The 18,772-nt window shown below is 36.5% G+C and carries 17 protein-coding genes, 1 pseudogene and 2 other annotated features; of the genes and pseudogenes, 1 reads left to right on the top strand and 17 read right to left on the bottom strand.

Annotated features, from left to right (window positions below):
* The first annotated feature begins 183 nt into the window (after positions 1 to 183).
* Positions 184 to 801, top strand: coding sequence for a TetR/AcrR family transcriptional regulator (locus tag AC1Q8N_RS08605; RefSeq protein ID WP_098078791.1), 618 nt, complete (start codon positions 184 to 186; stop codon positions 799 to 801).
* Positions 802 to 841: 40 nt separating this feature from the next.
* Here the strand turns inward: AC1Q8N_RS08605 and AC1Q8N_RS08600 are convergent, their stop codons facing one another.
* The 17 genes and pseudogenes from AC1Q8N_RS08600 to polA all read right to left on the bottom strand — a co-directional run bounded on the left by AC1Q8N_RS08600 (position 842) and on the right by polA (position 18,722).
* Positions 842 to 1,927, bottom strand: coding sequence for a M42 family metallopeptidase (locus tag AC1Q8N_RS08600; RefSeq protein ID WP_000163551.1), 1,086 nt, complete (start codon positions 1,925 to 1,927; stop codon positions 842 to 844).
* Positions 1,928 to 1,996: 69 nt separating this feature from the next.
* Complete coding sequence (locus AC1Q8N_RS08595) at positions 1,997 to 2,488, bottom strand: dUTP diphosphatase (RefSeq protein WP_000365057.1); 492 nt, start codon at positions 2,486 to 2,488, stop codon at positions 1,997 to 1,999.
* Positions 2,489 to 2,957: 469 nt separating this feature from the next.
* Entirely contained in the window at positions 2,958 to 3,314 is a 357-nt protein-coding gene (gene rplT, locus AC1Q8N_RS08590; protein WP_001138364.1) for a 50S ribosomal protein L20, read from the bottom strand.
* A gap of 37 nt (positions 3,315 to 3,351) precedes the next feature.
* Positions 3,352 to 3,552, bottom strand: a complete 201-nt coding sequence (gene rpmI / locus AC1Q8N_RS08585) for a 50S ribosomal protein L35 (RefSeq protein WP_001125946.1) — start codon at positions 3,550 to 3,552, stop codon at positions 3,352 to 3,354.
* Positions 3,553 to 3,573: 21 nt separating this feature from the next.
* Positions 3,574 to 4,077 (bottom strand): translation initiation factor IF-3, encoded by a 504-nt coding sequence (gene infC / locus AC1Q8N_RS08580; RefSeq protein WP_000973214.1) that lies wholly within the window; start codon positions 4,075 to 4,077, stop codon positions 3,574 to 3,576.
* Positions 4,078 to 4,139: 62 nt separating this feature from the next.
* Positions 4,140 to 4,260: a sequence feature (ribosomal protein L20 leader region), on the bottom strand.
* A gap of 210 nt (positions 4,261 to 4,470) precedes the next feature.
* Positions 4,471 to 6,408 (bottom strand): threonine--tRNA ligase, encoded by a 1,938-nt coding sequence (gene thrS / locus AC1Q8N_RS08575; protein WP_000786074.1) that lies wholly within the window; start codon positions 6,406 to 6,408, stop codon positions 4,471 to 4,473.
* Positions 6,409 to 6,455: 47 nt separating this feature from the next.
* Positions 6,456 to 6,685 (bottom strand) — a binding site (T-box leader).
* 31 nt (positions 6,686 to 6,716) lie between these two features.
* Positions 6,717 to 7,598, bottom strand: coding sequence for a putative sporulation protein YtxC (gene ytxC / locus AC1Q8N_RS08570; RefSeq protein ID WP_098048083.1), 882 nt, complete (start codon positions 7,596 to 7,598; stop codon positions 6,717 to 6,719).
* A gap of 279 nt (positions 7,599 to 7,877) precedes the next feature.
* Positions 7,878 to 8,816: a primosomal protein DnaI gene (gene dnaI, locus AC1Q8N_RS08565; protein WP_000400114.1), complete on the bottom strand. Its 939-nt coding sequence runs from the start codon at positions 8,814 to 8,816 to the stop codon at positions 7,878 to 7,880.
* A gap of 33 nt (positions 8,817 to 8,849) precedes the next feature.
* Entirely contained in the window at positions 8,850 to 10,256 is a 1,407-nt protein-coding gene (locus tag AC1Q8N_RS08560) for a replication initiation and membrane attachment family protein (protein WP_046956233.1), read from the bottom strand.
* Positions 10,257 to 10,407: 151 nt separating this feature from the next.
* Positions 10,408 to 10,869, bottom strand: coding sequence for a transcriptional regulator NrdR (gene nrdR / locus AC1Q8N_RS08555; RefSeq protein ID WP_001203687.1), 462 nt, complete (start codon positions 10,867 to 10,869; stop codon positions 10,408 to 10,410).
* Positions 10,870 to 11,154: 285 nt separating this feature from the next.
* Complete coding sequence (gene speD / locus AC1Q8N_RS08550) at positions 11,155 to 11,538, bottom strand: adenosylmethionine decarboxylase (RefSeq protein WP_002003660.1); 384 nt, start codon at positions 11,536 to 11,538, stop codon at positions 11,155 to 11,157.
* Positions 11,539 to 11,925: 387 nt separating this feature from the next.
* Entirely contained in the window at positions 11,926 to 12,954 is a 1,029-nt protein-coding gene (locus AC1Q8N_RS08545; protein ID WP_097844335.1) for a glyceraldehyde-3-phosphate dehydrogenase, read from the bottom strand.
* A 109-nt stretch (positions 12,955 to 13,063) separates the two neighbouring features.
* Positions 13,064 to 13,666: a dephospho-CoA kinase gene (gene coaE, locus AC1Q8N_RS08540; protein ID WP_098078852.1), complete on the bottom strand. Its 603-nt coding sequence runs from the start codon at positions 13,664 to 13,666 to the stop codon at positions 13,064 to 13,066.
* 162 nt (positions 13,667 to 13,828) lie between these two features.
* Positions 13,829 to 14,491: pseudogene (locus AC1Q8N_RS08535) on the bottom strand (RNA-guided endonuclease InsQ/TnpB family protein); the annotation flags it as partial.
* Between the two features lie 49 nt (positions 14,492 to 14,540).
* The gene (ytaF, locus tag AC1Q8N_RS08530; RefSeq protein ID WP_000281739.1) at positions 14,541 to 15,173 is read right to left on the bottom strand and encodes a sporulation membrane protein YtaF; all 633 of its coding nucleotides are present in this window, start codon (positions 15,171 to 15,173) and stop codon (positions 14,541 to 14,543) included.
* 72 nt (positions 15,174 to 15,245) lie between these two features.
* The gene (mutM, locus tag AC1Q8N_RS08525) at positions 15,246 to 16,076 is read right to left on the bottom strand and encodes a DNA-formamidopyrimidine glycosylase (protein WP_001114486.1); all 831 of its coding nucleotides are present in this window, start codon (positions 16,074 to 16,076) and stop codon (positions 15,246 to 15,248) included.
* A 12-nt stretch (positions 16,077 to 16,088) separates the two neighbouring features.
* Complete coding sequence (gene polA / locus AC1Q8N_RS08520; RefSeq protein WP_048544346.1) at positions 16,089 to 18,722, bottom strand: DNA polymerase I; 2,634 nt, start codon at positions 18,720 to 18,722, stop codon at positions 16,089 to 16,091.
* Positions 18,723 to 18,772 lie beyond the last annotated feature (50 nt).

Genomic DNA, 18,772 nt, shown 5'->3' with positions numbered 1-18,772 from the left:
TGCGGTGTAAATTGAAATTTATCTACCTGCGAGCGGTGCTGATTTCTGAAGGACTATCGTTTATAATTATAAATAATTATTTTGAATCTACAACCGACAATTTAAGTAGGAAATGTCGCTTAAACAACAATATAATACCTATATGTTGTTTAAGTATAGAAAATTAAACGAGGGGAAGTAAAAATGTCTATTAAAAATACAAATGATCCACGTGTAAAGCGGACGAGACAACTCATACAGGATGCTTTTGTCGCTTTAGTAGGCGAAAAAGGATTTGATGATGTAACTGTTCAACATATTGCAGAACGTGCTCCTGTAAATCGCGCTACGTTTTATAGCCATTACCATGATAAATATGACCTATTAGACAAAAGCATTGAAGAAATGTTAGAGAAGTTAACAGAAGTTATTAAGCCGAAAAATAGAAATAAAGAAGATTTTCAACTTACATTTGATTCACCACATCCGACATTTTTGGCTTTGTTCGAACATATTGCAGAAAATGCGAACTTCTATAACGTTATGCTTGGTGATAAAGCCGCTGGAAACTACTCTTATAAAATGATGAAAACAATACAAACACATTTAACATTAAGCCTGTCTATTTCACAGCCAGATGATAAAGATCTTATGGTTCCTCGTGATATTTTAATTAGTTATGTGACAGGAGCTCATATCGGGATGATTATGTCATGGTTAAAAAGAGGGATGATTTATACTCCGCATTTTATGGCCATGCAATTAACTCGTTTAATCATTTTAGGTGCTCATACTGCTGCAGGATTAGAACGACCTTTTTAAAACATAAAAAAGCGAAGGAAAATCTCCTTCGCTTTTTCTATTAATTAAATGTAATGTTATGTACAGCCTCTTTATCAAGACGTTTAATAACTTCTACAATTAACTTCACTGCATTTTCATAGTCATCACGATGTAACATTGCCGCATGAGAATGAATGTAGCGCGTTGCAATCGTAATTGCCATAGACGGAATACCATTTGCAGAAATGTGAATTGCGCCTGCATCCGTTCCACCGCCCGCTACTGAATCATATTGATACGGGATTTGTAATTCGTCAGCAACATCAACTACAAAGTCACGTAAACCTGTATGTCCAATAACAGAAGCATCATATAAAATGATCTGTGGTCCATCACCCATTTTACTTTGCGCTTCTTTTGCCGTTACACCTGGTGTGTCACCAGCGATACCAACATCTACGGCGAATGCGATATCTGGTTTAATATAGTTCGCAGATGTTTTCGCACCACGAAGACCAACTTCTTCTTGTACAGTCCCTACGCCATATACAACGTTTGGATGCTTTTCATCTTTTAATTGTTTTAATACGTCAATTGCAATTGCACAACCAATTCGGTTATCCCATGCTTTTGCAAGTAACATTTTTTCATTTTTCATCACTTGGAATTCAAAGTAAGGTACAACTTGATCGCCAGGTCGTACGCCCCACTCCATTGCCTCTTCTTGGCTAGAAGCACCAATATCGATGAACATGTCTTTAATTTCAACTGGCTTTTTACGCGCTTCTGGAGGTAAGATGTGTGGTGGTTTTGAACCAATTACACCTGTTACATCTCCTTTACGCGTTACAATTGTCACGCGCTGCGCAAGCATAACTTGTGACCACCAGCCACCAACTGTTTGGAAACGAAGGAAACCTTTGTCATCAATTTGCGTGATCATAAAGCCGACTTCATCTAAATGACCTGCAACCATAATTTTCGGGCCGTTTTCTTCCCCTACTTTTTTCGCAACTAAGCTTCCTAAATTATCAGTAGAAAGTTCGTCCGCAAACGGCTCAATATATTTCTTCATTACTTCGCGTGGTTCACGCTCGTTACCCGCAATACCACGTGCATCTGTTAATTCTTTTAGCATTGTCAATGTCGCGTCTAATTTTGTCATTGCCAACACCCTCCTTTTTCTTCAGTCACTTCATTATACAAAAGGAAATTGAAATATTCAAAAATTAAATCAGTATCCTTGTGTTTGACGCTGATGATTTACTTCATTTTTATCTAAATATGCCTTTTCAATCTCTTCTTGCTCAAACTCTAGCGCTTGTCCAAGTCGAAGATAGCTTGTAAATAATTCAATATAGTTCGTAATAGATGGTTGATCTGTAAAACGAATTACTTTCGCATATGTGTCTAAGAAAATTTCTACTTGTGTTTTATTCGTTTGTGCACATTTATAGAATAGGAAGTTTTTATCAATACCTAAATCAATTCCGATTGATAAAATAAAATGCAAGCCATCTACGTATTCTTCTAATATTACTTCACGTTCTGATGCTGGTTTGTTGCTCCAATATTTAAAACAACGTGTTTCATTTGCAAGTTCTCCAATTTCTACAAGAAGAGCTAACATTTTTTCTTTTAACAACTTTTTCGGTTGTAAATCATGCTCTTTCACAATACGGTCATCTAATTCTTTTTGTAATTTAAATAGTTGTAGTAAGTCCATTCTATTGTCCTCCTCCAACATCGCATTTTACGCAACAATGTTGTTTCATCTCAAAGTTCATTATTATTTTTCGTTTCTTATTAATAAGTCAGCCATTTATCTCTTTACAAAATAGCTTGTCCTTAATTTACAAATACGTTTCAATCATCACGATTAGATTGTTCACTCCGATTGGTGATAGTTAATCATTATCCGGGGATTGTCCACTGATAAAAAATTTATTTTATCTGATGAAAGTTCCATATCATCTTTCCATTATAGCAGTGTCGTTTCAGGTAGGAAAGATACTCTTCTTTCCAAAGGGGGATAATTGAAAAAAGCCAGGAGAATTCTCCTGGCTTCATATATATATTCTTCTATATCGCTATAGCTTTTATATTGATTTTGTCATATCGATAACGACATACTTCTCTTTGCATACAAATAAAAAACCTTAGAAGAAAAATCTTCTAAGGTTTCAACTAATTAATTAGTTAATGTTGTTTTTTGCAACTGTTGCTAATTCAGCGAAAGCTTTTTCGTCATGAACAGCTAAGTCAGCAAGCATCTTGCGGTTAACTTCGATGCCAGCATTTTTAAGACCGTGCATTAAACGGCTGTAAGAAAGACCATTCATACGAGCTGCTGCGTTGATACGTGTAATCCATAATTTACGGAAGTCACGTTTCTTTTGACGACGGTCACGGAATGCATACATTAGAGATTTCATAACCTGTTGGTTAGCAACCTTGAATAATGTACTCTTAGAACCGTAGTAACCTTTTGCTAATTTTATAACTTTTTTACGACGTTGACGAGTAACTGTACCACCTTTTACTCTTGGCATAATATTACCTCCTAATTGTTCTATATATCAGCCGAACTTATTTTAAGTTGTCAAGCATTTGACGAATGCGTTTGAAGTCACCAGCGCTTACTACACCAGCTTTACGTAGTTTACGTTTAGCTTTTGTAGATTTGTTAGCGAATAAATGGCTTGTGTAAGCGTGAGAACGTTTCAGTTTACCTGATCCAGTCTTTTTGAAACGCTTTGCAGAGCCGCGATGAGTTTTTTGTTTAGGCATAGGTATTTCCTCCTCTATCTATTACTTATCGTTTTTCGGTGCTAAAACTAAGAACATACTACGTCCTTCCATTTTAGGCTTAGATTCAATTGTACTAACTTCAGCACAAGCTTCTGAGAAGCGATCTAAAACACGTTGACCGATTTCTTTATGAGTAATGGCACGTCCTTTAAAGCGAATTGACGCTTTAACCTTGTCGCCTTTCTCTAAAAACTTGATAGCATTACGAAGTTTTGTGTTAAAGTCGTGTTCATCAATTGTTGGACTTAAACGAACTTCTTTCATGCTAATTACTTTTTGATTTTTGCGCTGTTCTTTTTCTTTCTTCTGTTGCTCAAAGCGGAATTTACCGTAGTCCATAATGCGGCATACTGGCGGTTTCGCATTTGGAGCAACTAATACTAAATCAAGATTAAGATTTGCAGCTAAGTCTAAAGCATCATTACGAGACTTGATTCCAAGTTGATCGCCATTTGCACCAACTAAACGTACTTCACGTGCACGAATTTGCTCGTTAATCATCATATCCTTGCTAATAGTAAGCCACCTCCAAGGTTTTTTCAGAACATCTTTTGTAGTCATAGAACCCGACAAAAAAAGTGCGGGCATACGACACCCACACTTGTAAATTCTTAAGTAAGAAATACATTTACCTGTAAACTGCGAATGCGTCCATCAGGTGAGAAGCGGGTGCTTCTACTTGTTCCACAAAACAATATTCTATTATCCTTGATGAGTTTATCATAGGACATGACGTCTGTCAAGAAGACGCTATGTGTTTTACTAACAACAAGAAATATTGTAACAAACAACTAACATACTTGCAATACTTTTTTATGATAAGTATAGTTTGGTTATTTTTTCTAGTTTTTCTTTTTTATAATACATACGAAAGCCGCGGTATACCGCGGCTCTGTCTTATCGTTTTCCTTCTACTTTAATCATATCAACAAAAGCATCTAATGCAATTGTTTCTGATTTTTGTTCACCATATTTACGTACGTTTACGCCGTTTTCAGTTACTTCATTGTCACCTACTACAAGCATGTACGGAATTTTTTGCATTTGTGCTTCACGGATTTTGTAACCAATTTTCTCTTCACGAGTATCTAATTCAACACGGATACCAGCACGACGTAATTCATCTTGTACTTTCTTCGCATAGTCTAAATGTACTTGCGGAGAAACTGGAATTACTTGCGCTTGAACTGGAGCTAACCAAGTTGGGAATGCACCTTTGTATTCTTCAATTAAGAAGGCTACGAAACGTTCCATAGTTGATACAACACCACGGTGAATTACAACTGGACGATGTTGTTTACCGTCTTCACCAACGTAAGATAATTCAAAGCGTTCTGGAAGTAAGAAGTCTAATTGTACAGTTGAAAGTGTTTCGTCTTTTCCAAGAGCAGTACGAACTTGAACGTCAAGTTTTGGACCGTAGAATGCCGCTTCACCTTCAGCTTCATAGTAATCAAGACCCATTTCATCCATAGCTTCTTTTAACATACCTTGTGCTTTTTCCCACATCTCATCATCAGCATAGTACTTTTTAGTATCAGCTGGGTCACGATAAGATAGACGGAATGAATAGTTCTCTAAACCAAAATCTTTGTACACTTCTAGAGTTAAGTTTACAACACGTTTTAACTCTTCTTTAATTTGATCTGGGCGAACGAAAATGTGCGCATCGTTTAAAGTCATTCCGCGTACACGTTGTAATCCAGATAATGCTCCAGACATTTCATAGCGGTGCATTGTTCCAAGTTCCGCAATACGGATTGGTAATTCACGGTAGCTGTGAATATCATTTTTATAAACCATCATGTGGTGAGGGCAGTTCATCGGACGAAGAACTAACTCTTCATTATCCATTTCCATTGATGGGAACATACCATCACGGTAGTGATTCCAGTGACCAGAAGTTTCATAAAGCTCTCTGCTTCCTAGTACTGGAGTGTATACGTGATCATAGCCTAAGCTTGCTTCTTTATCAACGATGTAACGCTCGATAATGCGGCGGATAGTTGCACCTTTTGGTAACCAAAGTGGTAAACCTTGTCCTACTTTTTGGCTATTAGTAAATAGTTTTAATTCTTTACCTAATTTACGGTGATCGCGCTCTTTCGCTTCTTCAAGCATACGTAAGTGCTCATCTAATTCTGCTTTCTTAACGAATGCAGTACCGTAAATACGTTGTAGCATTTTATTATTGCTATCGCCACGCCAGTAAGCACCTGCAACGCTTAATAATTTAAATACTTTAATTTTCCCTGTAGATGGAAGGTGAACACCACGGCAAAGGTCGAAGAATTCGCCTTGCTCATAGATTGAAATAACTGCATCTTCTGGAAGATCATTAATTAAATCTAATTTTAACTCATCGCCGATTTCTTCAAAGCGACGAAGTGCTTCTGCACGTGGCACTTCATGACGAACGATTTCTAAGTTCTCGTTCACAATTTTTTGCATTTCTTTTTCGATTTTCTTGAAGTCTTCAACTGTGATTGCTTCTTCCATATCAATATCGTAGTAGAAGCCATTTTCAATTACTGGACCAATGCCGAGCTCAAGCTTAGCATCTTTATATAAACGTTTTAACGCTTGTGCTAATAGGTGGGCTGTTGAATGGCGTAAAATGTATAAGCCATCTTCAGAATCTAATGTAATAATAGAAACTGCACCATCTTCTTCGATTGGTGTAACAAGATCGATCATCTCATCGTTTAATTTTCCAGCCACAGCTTTTTTCTTTAAGCCTGGGCTAATAGAAGCTGCGATTTCTTCAGTTGTTACGCCTTTCGGAAACTCCTTCACAGCTCCATCAGGGAAAGTAATTTTAACTACATCTGCCATCACTGGTCACTCCTCTTTTTTTCAAAATAAAAAACACTCATCCCGTAAAAAGGGACGAGTGTTGAATTCGTGGTTCCACCCTTGTTCCAATTAACATTATTGTTAATTGCTCAAGTTCAACATAACGGTGTTGTCCGTTAGCAATTACTAGAAAAAACCGTTCACTGCTAAAGTTTAGAGGTGGTAAGTAATAATCCCGTACTAGGAAGCTCACACCCTAAGGCTTCCCTCTCTGAAAATCGTAGAAAACTACTCATGTCCTCATCATGACATTTCAATATATTTCATTTATGTAGGTAATTATATGCTCAAAAACTTAGAAAATCAAGGGCGTTACCTTTATTTTTTAAATTTTTCACATTGCGCTCAAACTCATGTAATCCATGTAATTGGATCCGTTCTTGAAATACATTTCGCAAAGTAATAATCATATTATGGTCTTGTTCTTTCGTATATAAATAAATTTTTTTCGGCGAAATAGAAAGAAGTGGTGCAATTACTTTCGTATCAATATATACATCCTTTTGCTTTAATAATTCCTCGTCTATATATTGGACCAATTTCTCCTGTTTTAAACGTCTACCTTTATCATCATAGAAAATAAAACTTTCATCAAAAATAAGATGCACACAGGACAAACGTGATTTTCGGCTGCGCACTTGTTGCCTTAGCGTCTCAATAAACATTTGATATTCTTGTTCCAACTTATACTCATCAATCGACAATTCAGCAAGCTTAGCTACCATTTCCCTATATGTACGAAGGCGAAAACGAACATATGATGAAAACGAGAACGAAAGCGGATCACAAAGCCAGTTATTTAAAGAAGATTTAATATATGATTCAAATGTGTGACGTGTTAATTCACGAGCAATCCCTTTTCTTCTTCCCTTTAGAATCTCTTGTGCCATATGCAATATTTGATGACACTCTTCCTCTTCTTCATAAAAAAACTTCTCTTTTAAGATTGTATAAATCCACTTATTTTGCTTTACATTCACAATGAAATATACCATTACCGGCAATAAAATCTTTTCAATATAATTCGATTCACATACTGGTATGTGAATCACCACTTTTTGTTCCTGTAAATACACACTCGTTTCCTTATATAACAGTTCCGCTCTTTTCAATAGTTGTCTATATACATGCATAGCATCATTTTTTTCTTCGAAGCAAATTTCAATCACTTTTGTCCCCCCTTTTATCCCTGCTCTAAAGGATTGTATCTATACGTTACAAATCCTATAAGAGTCCGTCCCGCGTGAAGTTCACTCTTAGTAGAATTACATTTCCTATCGTTAGAAACTCCACTCAATATGGCTTGCTAATTTTATATATATTAAGGGAGGGAGAAAAAAATGATACAAGCTACAATGAATTTTCTATAAGAAGTTTTTCGTTTTGCAATTCACCTATTCTGAGAAGTGTTCAAAACGAAAAAAAGAGCAAGCTTTTCAGCTTACTCTTTACTTATGACGTCGGTTTTTCCCGCCAATCGGAATCGGCTTCGCTAAATATTTAATTCGTTCCATAATACGTGCTGCTTTCATTTGTTCTGCTTCACCACGCTGTGTATACGTTAAATGATGTTCCAATTCCTTGAAATCAAAGTTAGACGTAAAGAACGTCGGTAAGTTTTCTAACATACGGAATTGCAAAATTGCACCAAGCACATCGTCACGCACAAAACTTGACATCGCTTCTGCTCCGATATCATCTAGCATTAAAACTTGTACGCGTTTCACCGCATCAATCTTTTCCCCAATCGAATTATCTTGAATCGAACTTTTAATTTCACGTAAAAATTCAGGGAAGTATACGAGCATCGAACTTATTTTCTTTTGAGCAAGTTCATTCGCCATTGCTCCTAACAAATACGTTTTCCCTACACCAAATTTACCGTACAAATATAAACCTTGTACTTTTTTACCAGGTTCATATGTACTTAAAAATTCATTAGCTGCACCAATTGCATCAATACGCGCATCTAAATCTGAAGGATCTAAGTTTTCCATCGTTGCCTGTAAAATGTCAGTTGGCATATATACACTTTGAACGAGTTTTTCATATTTCTTTCTCTCGTCATATGCTACTTTTCTAACGCAACGATCGTATTGAATATCAATCATCTTCCCTTGGATAACGAGCTTTGGCTCATATCCTTGCAGCATGTTTTTACACGAACCTAGATCCGGACAATCCGCACAACCTACACTTTGTCCAATATATTCGTATAACTTCACAAGGCTGCGCTCAATCATAGAAGTTGTTACTTCACCTTGATGTTCGTCTATAAATTCTTTCACACGCGGATGCGCCATTACTTCCGCCTTTAATACTTCATATCTATTTTTAAAATTTTTATTTTCCATTAACTTTGCAAATGAATTTTGAATATGCTCCATTTTCTCACCTCAAAGAGCGTTCATTCTCTTCTATTAATCACGCTTATATTTTTTTAACACTTCTTCTAGTCGTTTTCGTTCATCATCTAACGTACTTGCATCTTTTTTCTTACTTACATCTTTCTTCACTATTTCTTTCTCTTGTTCTTTCGGCTCTTCTTTCAGCCAATCTGGTACCATTTCTTTTCTTATCGTTTTCTTCGACGTACGGCCTTTTTTCTTCGTCTCAGCCCATTCTTGATATTGACGGTTTTCTTCTTTCGCTAACGCCATTGCTTCAGCTACTGTACCGACCTTTTTACGTGCCCAATGCCCAGCAATTTTCTCCACATACGTTTTCGCAAGCTTCATATCTGAGCGTAGCATAACGTAATAAATAAGTACATTCACAACACCTGGCGTTAATTTTTGATTGATCATTACATCTTCAACGATCTGTAAGTCAGCCTTTGTCGCCTCTGCACCACCAGAGATTTCTTTTAATAGTTGTTTTGGTGAGATTTCCTCTAACTGTTTTATTAACATCTCTTCTTGCGTAGAAGGCTCTTTTCCTTCCATCATACGTGCAGCGTGAGGTTGTACTCTTTCACTTAATACAGGTAACGCTTGACCGTTTTCGAACTGATACCAATCACGTGCTCCTTTTCTAAGCCTTTCGATATCAATTGTCTGCATCTCTGTCACCGTACCAAGAACGATATTTTGCATCGATAACACATCTACATCGTACACGTAAGCAAGTGTACTGACACATTCTCGAACTTGATCTGTAATCGCCTTTTTAGGGACAAGAGCGGACAAGCCATCTACAAATAAGGAGAAATCAAAGAAATCATTCCAAACTTTTGGAGCGTCTCCCTTCTCGTTACTTGGCATAGCTGTCGTTTTTGGAATACGAAGATCTTCTTGCGCATGCTCAAGCTGTCCTGGATTAAACGAACCAAACACATCATTGAAAGAACGCGTAACATTTTCATAAGAAGCAAAATCAAATTCTTCTTCTAAGAAATATTGCTTTACTTGATTATATTTTGTCCGACTCAATCGATTGTATAAAAAGATGCTTAACACAATATCATCAAAAAACTGCTTCGGAGATAAAGGTGGTTGCAATTCGTATATAAACATTCGAATATCTTTTTCTTTCTTAATATATACCTTCAAAAGCCCAATTGCTTCTAACTTTACTCGTTCCTCATATATTTCGGGAAGCTGCATCTGCATGGTCACCATAAGGGAATGATGTGTATTCTCTTTTCCAAACACACGATCTTGCTCTAACTCTCCCCATAGCGTCATGTACAAACTAAAAGCTCTACTACCTATTAACGGCTGATACAACATCGTTAACACTTTTCGGTCGTAATTATGCAATAACCCTTTCGCACTTACTTTATAACGATCAATTGGCAATAGCTCCATCCATGACTGTTTTTCCATTCTTGCTTTTCCTTTCTCTCATCCAATCTATCCTCTACTTCATTCGTTCTATCTTCATTATATAATTACTTAGCGAAAAAGAGCTATTAGCTTTCGCTTCTAGCTCTCTTATCTCATTACTACGGTATGTAAAGAGAATAAAATACAACTTCTACTCTCTTTCTTTTTGCAGTATATCTTTTAATTCTTCAATAAATACATTTAAATCTTTAAATTGGCGATATACAGAAGCAAAACGCACGTAAGCAACATCATCAATATCACGCAGTTCTTCCATAACAATTTCACCAATCATATCACTTTTCACTTCTGATATACCTAAATTACGAAGTTCACGTTCCACACTTTGAGTTACTTCTTCTAATTGTCTTAAAGATACTGGTCTTTTTTCGCACGCTTTAATTAAGCCGCGCAAAATCTTTTCTTTATTAAATTCTTCTCGTGTGCCTTCTTTTTTTACAACGATAAGAGGTGACTCTTCTACTCTTTCAAATGTCGTAAAGCGACTTAAACAACTTTCACACTCTCTCCTTCTTCGAATAGAGCGCCCCTCGTCTACCGGACGCGAATCTAACACTCTTGTACCATTATGCGAACAGGATGGACAACGCAATATATTCACTCCTTTACACTATACTCTTTATTTTTTCTCTACTTACTTCATCTGACAATATATATACAATATTATATAACTCATTCTAACTCTCTTACCACTTTAAGTTTAAGCACATTTTTTTATCATCTCGTTTTCAAAAATAAGATGGTAGATGGGGTGATAACTTATTCGTAAGAGCTCAATTTATCTCACTAACGAGTACGTTATATTTTTCCTTTTTTATAAACTAAAAAAGAGGTGCATTATACACCTCTTTACATTTTAAATCAATTATGTTCTTTTTTAAAGAGCTTTTGTTTCTCTCTGCTTAATTTCGAAGCTACCAGTGCCTCGAGGAAGCTCGATGCTCTCACGCGTTTTCGCGTTTAAACCTTCTGCAATATATTCTGCAGCAACATTTGGATCAATACGATCCCCACAAGTATAAACATCAATACTTGCGTAACCGTGCTCCGGAAAGCTATGAATTGTTAAATGTGATTCCGAAATAATTACTACTCCACTTACACCTTGTGGTGCAAATTTATGGAAAGCAACCTCACGCACTTCAGCACCAGCTCTCAGTGCTGCATCCACAAATAATTGTTCAATATACGGCATGTCATTAAGCTTGTCGAAATCACAATCCCAAAGTTCAGCGATTACGTGACGACCCATCGTATCCATAGTATCCATTCTACAGTTCCCCCTTGTAAATTTATTCTAACTGTTCGAATTGAAAACTAATTTGCAATTTGGCTTGCTCCACTACCACGGGGGAAAGTTAGTCCAGAGAGGTCCTAACCCTTTAAGTAGTGACTACGTACCTCAGCTCTTAAGTTTACGAGTGTTAGTATACTTTGTTTATTTTCATTTTGCAACAACAGTTTTTTCGATTTTCTGTCATATTTTCCTCTTTACTTTTCCCTAAAAATAATAAATGATTCACAAATACAGTAATCACAACGTTTCGTGGTATGTCCACTTTCAAAAATATACTCCTATAATTTTTTTCCTTTTCAGAAAAAAATAAAAAAAGAGGGCAAATATTCACTTGCCCTCTCCCTTATTCACTTAAATATGTTGCACATTTTTTTGCTTCGCTAATTCGTCAACAACTAACGTTACAAGATCTACAACACGACGAGAGTAGCCCCACTCGTTATCATACCAAGCAAGTACTTTCACTTTACGATCACCCATTACCATTGTAGATAAACCATCAATAATAGCTGAGTGTGTATTTGTATTAAAGTCAATAGATACTAAAGGCTCTTCGCTGAATTCTACAATGCCTTTTAACGCACCGTTTGCAACAGTTTTGAATGCTTCATTAATAGCTTCAACTGTCACATCACGTTTTACATCTACTACTAAGTCAACAAGAGACACGTTTGGCGTTGGTACACGAAGTGCCATACCATGAAGTTTTCCGTTTAAGTGCGGAAGAACTTTTGCAAGCGCTTTCGCGGCACCTGTCGTTGTCGGAATGATTGATTGTCCGCAAGCACGCGCTCTTCTTAAATCTTTATGTGGGTTATCAATATTTTTTTGGTCATTTGTATAAGCGTGAACAGTTGTCATTAAACCGTTTTCAATTCCAAACTGCTCATCTAACACCTTAACAACAGGCGCTAAACAGTTTGTTGTGCAAGATGCATTTGAAATAACAGTATGTTTTGCAATATCTAATTGGTCTTCGTTCACACCAACTACAATTGTTACATCTTCATTTTTACCAGGCGCTGTTAAAATAACTTTTTTCGCTCCAGCTTCAACATGAAGAATTGCTTTTTCTTTTGAATTAAATTTACCAGTTGCTTCAATTACAACTTCAACACCTAAATCTGTCCAAGGCAATTCCTTTGGATCGCGGTTGTTTAAAAGGCGAATCATTTTCCCATCAACTAACAAGTGATCTTCAAATGCTTCTACTGTTCCGTCAAACTTGCCGTGAACTGTATCATATTTAATTAAATGTGCTAACGTTTCAGATGGATAGCTTGCATTGATTGCTACAATTTCGAATGCGCTTTCTTTTATTGCCTGACGAAATACCATTCTCCCAATACGTCCAAATCCATTAATTGCCACACGAGTCATAATATGTTATCCCCCTTGAATGCGTTATACTATTTATCTCCAATCCCAATAATAGTATAACACAAAAAGGGGATATGTCACTAAGCATTTTCATTAATTTCACAATTTTTTAGTCAATAATGTTCCAATTCTTTAAAATCACCTGTAATTGTGTTTTCGTTCCCATAATTGTGCCATCATTATTTATCACTTCATCTGCATTTTTCACTTTTTCTTCTAACGGCATTTGAGATTGAATACGAACTGTTGCTTCTTCTTCTGAAAAATTATTTCGTTTCATTAAACGTTCTAATTGCGTATGTGGCTTAACCGCTACAACTAATACGCGGTCAACGAGACTTGTTAATTTGCTTTCAAATAAGAGAGGTATATCTAACACAACCGCTTGCATACCTTCCTTTATGTACCTTTCCTTTTGTGTATTCATTTCCTCACGAACTGCAGGATGAACGATTTTATTTAACTGCAATCGTTTTTCTTCATTATAGAAAACGACACTTCCTAATTTCGGGCGATCCAATTCTCCATCTTCTTGTAATACTTCCGTTCCAAACACTTCTACAATTTTGTTATATGCTGGTTTTCCTCGTTCTACAACTTCTCGCGCAATAATATCTGCATCAATAACTGGTATACTCAGTTCACGAAACATTTGAGACACTGTACTTTTTCCGCTTGCAATGCCTCCCGTTAATCCAATTACTACTGTCATCATAATCCGTTGCCATAAACTTATAAAAATCTATAAATTTTGTTTATTTCCCTGTTCTACGTGTCCGATTTTGCAGAAAGCTACTTTCGTTTGATCAAACACTCCGAGGGCGTAAATTCGGATACAACGAATCCTACATATTAGCCGTAACTTTTTTAGATATTAACTGGCTAATTCATACCGTGACAAATTGATAGCCGCATTTAAATCCCTATCCATTTCGTGACCACAAGTGCATTTGTATACACGGTCAGAAAGTTTTAGTTCTTTGTTGATGCTTCCACAATTGGAACACATTTTTGAAGAAGGATACCATCTATCAGCTTCTACAAATTCAATACCATATTTTTCACACTTGTATTGAATTTGTCTTTTGAACTCATATAAACACTGCTTCGCAATCGCTTTAGCTAGGTGTCTATTCTTCATCAGACCTTTCATATGCAACGTCTCCATCACAATACGAAATGGCTTGGTTTTCACAATTTCGCTCGTTGACTGATGAAGATGATTCTTTCTGATATTCGATAACCTTCTATGTAGTTGTCGTATCTCTTGTTCGATTTTTATAATGTTGCTCGTTTTGACAAAACGGTTTCCCTCCCTGTTCATTTCATATTTACGAGAAACTTGACGTTGCAACCTACGAAGGCGTTTCTCTGCCTTTCTTACCACCTTTGTTTTGTTGATATTTTTCTTTTTCTGACCATCAGAACAATATGCTAATTCTTTGATTCCAATATCTATTCCTAACGAAACAGCCGTTAACTTCTCTTTTGTAAACTCCTGTTCGATACTGACAGATAAATACCAATACTTACCGTCCTCTCCTCCTCATAATAAAAGGCGCGAAACTAATGTTCCACGCCCATACTTACATTTTCCAAATTCCAATAATAATGAGTAATACCCCAGGCAGGAATGTAAATTTTTGTAACCACTTCATATTTGATAAAACCGTTCCAAGTTTCATTCCAATAAATAAAAACAAAGAACTCATAACCGCAACTAATATCGCCATCATAGCGGGCGCATACCCTAATAAAGATGCACCAATTCCAGCACCGAACGAATCTATAGAAAGAGCGATACCAAGAAGTAACGCTTCTCCTGCAGAAATGGTGCCTGATTTATCAAAATCTGCAACAGTCGGTTTACGTAAAATTTGAATCACTAGCCCGAGCGAAGCAATTTCTAATTTCCAAACCTTCTCCTCTTGCTTTGGTTCTTCTTTTTTCTCACTTCGAAAAAATTGATATAATACCCAAATTCCTATTCCAATAAGAACAAGCCCACCGATACGCGTTGCGATAACAGGTGAAAATATTTTCGCGATCATATGTCCAATTCCCATTGAAACAAGCATAACAGCCGCTGAACACATTCCGATAATTATAATTGATCTTAGTGGAATTCTTACGCTTCTTAAACCATATGTTAGCCCTACACTACAGCTATCTAAGCTTAATGTAAAAGCTAATAAAATAAGAGATAAATAAAGGTACATCGGTAAGCTCCTCCCTTATACATAGCCCTGCTGTATGTATATGACAAATGCCTATCCAATGTTATCTCTTTTCTATATTCTCGGCTGACAAATCGGGCAGTAATGCGTTCCTCTTCCGCCAACAACTGTTTTTTCTAATATCGTACCGCAAGTCACACATGGTTCTCCTTTTTTTCCGTATACATTTAGAAGTTCTTGGAATGAGCCAATTTGCCCTTGCGAATTCATATACGTTCGAATTGTACTTCCGCCTCGCTTCACTGCTTCACCTAACGTTGTAACAGTCGCCTCGTAAATTCGTTCAATTTCTTCTGCTGTTAAAGACGAAGCTTCTCGTTCCGGATGAATTTGAGAACGGAATAAAACCTCATCTACATATATATTTCCAAGCCCTACTAAAAGACGCTGGTCTAATAATACGACTTTTATTTTACGATTGGTCTTTTGCAATCTTTCTTGTAAATACTGCGGTGTCAATTCAGCATCAAACGGCTCCGGACCTAAGTCAGCAAGAGGCATTTGATTCAATTCTTCACCTTTCTTAAAGAGATGCATCGTACCAAACTTTCTCACATCTTTATAATGTAGTTCAGTTCCATCTGTAAATAAGAAACGGACGTGTGTATGCTTATCAATTGGCTCGTCCTCTTGATGCAGTAAAAACTTACCTTCCATACGCAAATGTGAAACAATAACATAATTCGTTACATATAAAAGCAAAAACTTTCCTCTTCGCTTTATATTTTCAATCTTCTCGCCTCTTAGCATTTCTTTAAAGATTTCTGCATCATCCGGACGTTTTACTATTTTGGGATAGGTAACAATGACATCTTCAATTGTTTTTCCTGTCACAAGATTTTCAAGTGTCCGTCTGACGTTTTCAACCTCTGGTAATTCAGGCATTTCATCACTTCCTTATTTTGCGTCGTACCAAGTTGGACCGTAAGAATAATCAACTTTCAACGGAACTGCGAGTTCAATTGCATGCTCCATTACTTCTGGTACAAGCTTCTCTAATTTTTCAATTTCTTCTTTTGGCGCTTCAAATATCAATTCATCGTGTACTTGCAGAAGTAGACGCGCCTGTAATCCTTCTTCTTCTAGACGGTCTGCCATAATAATCATCGCTTTTTTAATAATATCTGCCGCAGTCCCTTGAATTGGTGTATTCATAGCCGTACGCTCAGCAAAGCTACGTAAATTGAAATTACGACTCGTAATTTCCGGAATATAACGGCGGCGATTTAATAATGTAGCCACATACCCTTTTTGTTTCGCATCTTTTACGATGTCACTCATGTATTCTTGTACACCAGGGAAACTTTCTAAATACTTTTCAATAAATTCCGCTGCTGCTTTTCTTGTAATTCCTAAGTTTTGTGAAAGACCATAATCACTAATACCATATACAATTCCGAAATTGACAGCTTTCGCTTGTCGTCTCATATTCGAAGTTACTTCATCTTTTTCAACGCCAAATACATCCATCGCTGTTTTCGTATGAATATCCATGTCATGTTGGAACGCTTCAACTAGCCCTTTATCATTTGCAATATGAGCTAATACGCGAAGTTCAATTTGTGAATAATCTGCCGCATACATAATCCATCCTTCTTCTGATGGAACAAATGCCTGACGAATCTTTCTTCCTTCTTCTAATCGAATCGGGATATTTTGCAAGTTCGGATCCGTTGAACTTAATCGACCTGTTTGCGTTAATACTTGATTGAAACGAGTATGGATTTTAGATGAATCTTCATGTACAACTTTTAATAAACCTTCAATATAAGTTGAATTTAGTTTCCCTAATTGACGATAATGTAAAATGTTTGGAATGATTTCATGGCGATCCATAAGCTTTTCTAGTACATCTGCTGACGTAGAATAACCTGTTTTCGTCTTTTTAATAACTGGTAAGTTTAAGTTCTCAAACAGAATAACACCAAGCTGCTTCGGTGAATTAATATTAAATTCTGTTCCCGCAAGCTTATAAATTTCCTGTTCCATTTCCTTTAATCTACCTGCAAGTTCTTCTCCCATATTACGAAGACGCTCCGTATCAACTTTTACACCTTTTACTTCCATATCAGCTAATACACGCGCAAGTGGTAATTCTAACTCTGTAAACAGTTCATATTGCTCATTCTTTTGTAACTCTTCAACGAATGTTTGCTTTACATCATATAATACATGCACTTTACGAGCTACATGCTCCGCTACTACTTCTAGCTCTGGAACAGCACGCTTCGCACCTTTTCCGTAAACTTCTTCATCAGATTTCACAGCATGTGTTTCTTTCATTTTTGCTACAGTACGGAAATCTTTATCCGTATCAGCCGGGTCAAGTAAATAAGCAGCGATTAGTAGATCAAAGTCAATCCCTTGCATATCTATCCCGTTCCATTTAAGTGCAACGATTGCGCGCTTCGCATCAAATGTATACTTTCTCATTTCTCCATCTGCAAGCCACTCTTTAAAAGCGTCTGACTTAAGAGCAATTTCTGTTTGAATAAAGTAACAGCCATTTTCATTTTGAATACCAAAACCTTGAATGTCCGCTTTATGATAGTTATCTTCTTGTACTTCAACAATAAGCGCACTATCTTGCACTAGCATTTCTTCTGTAACTTCTTCCACAATATCAAATGTAATATCATCTAATTCAGCTGGAGTCGTTTCTTCTGGCGTAACACCTAATTTATTTAAAAGGGATGTAAATCCTAAATTCTCGAACATTGGAATCACATCACTTGCTTCATACCCTTTATACTCCATATCATCCACATGCACTGTAATCGGCGCATCTGTAATAATAGTTGCAAGATCTTTACTCATAAGAGCTTGGTCTTTATTTGCTTCTAGCTTTTCTTTTAATTTCTTCCCGCTTACTTGATCTATATTTTCATATACTGCCTCGACCGTTTCAAACTGTGTTAACAATTTAATCGCAGTTTTTTCACCAACTCCTGGTACACCTGGAATATTATCTGACTGGTCTCCCATTAAACCTTTCATATCGATAATTTGCTTTGGTGATAAGCTGTATTTCTCAAATAAAGCTTCTTTCGTATATTCATCCACTTCTGTAATCCCTTTACGAGGAATACATACGAGTGTATTATCTGAAACAAGTTGCAGTAAGTCTTTATCTCCTGAAATAACTTTTACATGAAACCCTTGTTCACTCGCTTCTTTCGCTAACGTCCCCATAATGTCATCCGCTTCATAATTTTCTAATTCATAACGTGGTACGTTGAATGCATCAAGCATCTCACGAATAAACGGGAATTGCTCTGATAATTCAGGTGGAGTCTTTTGACGGCCTCCTTTATACTCACTATACGTTTTATGACGGAATGTCGTTTTACCCGCATCAAACGCTACTAACATATGCGTTGGTTTTTCTTCCTCTAATATTCTCATTAACATCATTGTAAAACCGTAAATTGCGTTCGTATGTATACCTTTGTCGTTATTTAAAAGCGGTAGTGCAAAGAAAGCACGATACGCGATATTGTTACCATCTACTAATACGACCTTTTTTTCCAAACCAGAAACCTCCCCATACAAATTTGAAATGATTTTTTTCACAGAAAAAA

This window comes from Bacillus sp. GW823-FHT06B01 (assembly GCF_058952315.1).
Note: the sequence above shows the minus strand (reverse complement) of the source record. Positions and strands in the feature narration are given on the sequence as shown.

What these genes read in the sequence shown, in the direction of transcription:
- AC1Q8N_RS08545 (WP_097844335.1), bottom strand. Translation starts at nt 12,954, where the DNA reads ATGACTCGTGTGGCAATTAATGGATTTGGACGTATTGGGAGAATGGTA.
- dnaI (WP_000400114.1), bottom strand. Translation starts at nt 8,816, where the DNA reads ATGGAGCATATTCAAAATTCATTTGCAAAGTTAATGGAAAATAAAAAT.
- AC1Q8N_RS08560 (WP_046956233.1), bottom strand. Translation starts at nt 10,256, where the DNA reads ATGGAAAAACAGTCATGGATGGAGCTATTGCCAATTGATCGTTATAAA.
- thrS (WP_000786074.1), bottom strand. Translation starts at nt 6,408, where the DNA reads ATGGCAGATGTAGTTAAAATTACTTTCCCTGATGGAGCTGTGAAGGAG.
- ytaF (WP_000281739.1), bottom strand. Translation starts at nt 15,173, where the DNA reads ATGTACCTTTATTTATCTCTTATTTTATTAGCTTTTACATTAAGCTTA.
- speD (WP_002003660.1), bottom strand. Translation starts at nt 11,538, where the DNA reads ATGGATACGATGGGTCGTCACGTAATCGCTGAACTTTGGGATTGTGAT.
- rpmI (WP_001125946.1), bottom strand. Translation starts at nt 3,552, where the DNA reads ATGCCTAAACAAAAAACTCATCGCGGCTCTGCAAAGCGTTTCAAAAAG.
- mutM (WP_001114486.1), bottom strand. Translation starts at nt 16,076, where the DNA reads ATGCCTGAATTACCAGAGGTTGAAAACGTCAGACGGACACTTGAAAAT.
- AC1Q8N_RS08595 (WP_000365057.1), bottom strand. Translation starts at nt 2,488, where the DNA reads ATGGACTTACTACAACTATTTAAATTACAAAAAGAATTAGATGACCGT.
- rplT (WP_001138364.1), bottom strand. Translation starts at nt 3,314, where the DNA reads ATGCCAAGAGTAAAAGGTGGTACAGTTACTCGTCAACGTCGTAAAAAA.
- AC1Q8N_RS08605 (WP_098078791.1), top strand. Translation starts at nt 184, where the DNA reads ATGTCTATTAAAAATACAAATGATCCACGTGTAAAGCGGACGAGACAA.
- coaE (WP_098078852.1), bottom strand. Translation starts at nt 13,666, where the DNA reads ATGACAGTAGTAATTGGATTAACGGGAGGCATTGCAAGCGGAAAAAGT.
- AC1Q8N_RS08600 (WP_000163551.1), bottom strand. Translation starts at nt 1,927, where the DNA reads ATGACAAAATTAGACGCGACATTGACAATGCTAAAAGAATTAACAGAT.
- infC (WP_000973214.1), bottom strand. Translation starts at nt 4,077, where the DNA reads ATGATGATTAACGAGCAAATTCGTGCACGTGAAGTACGTTTAGTTGGT.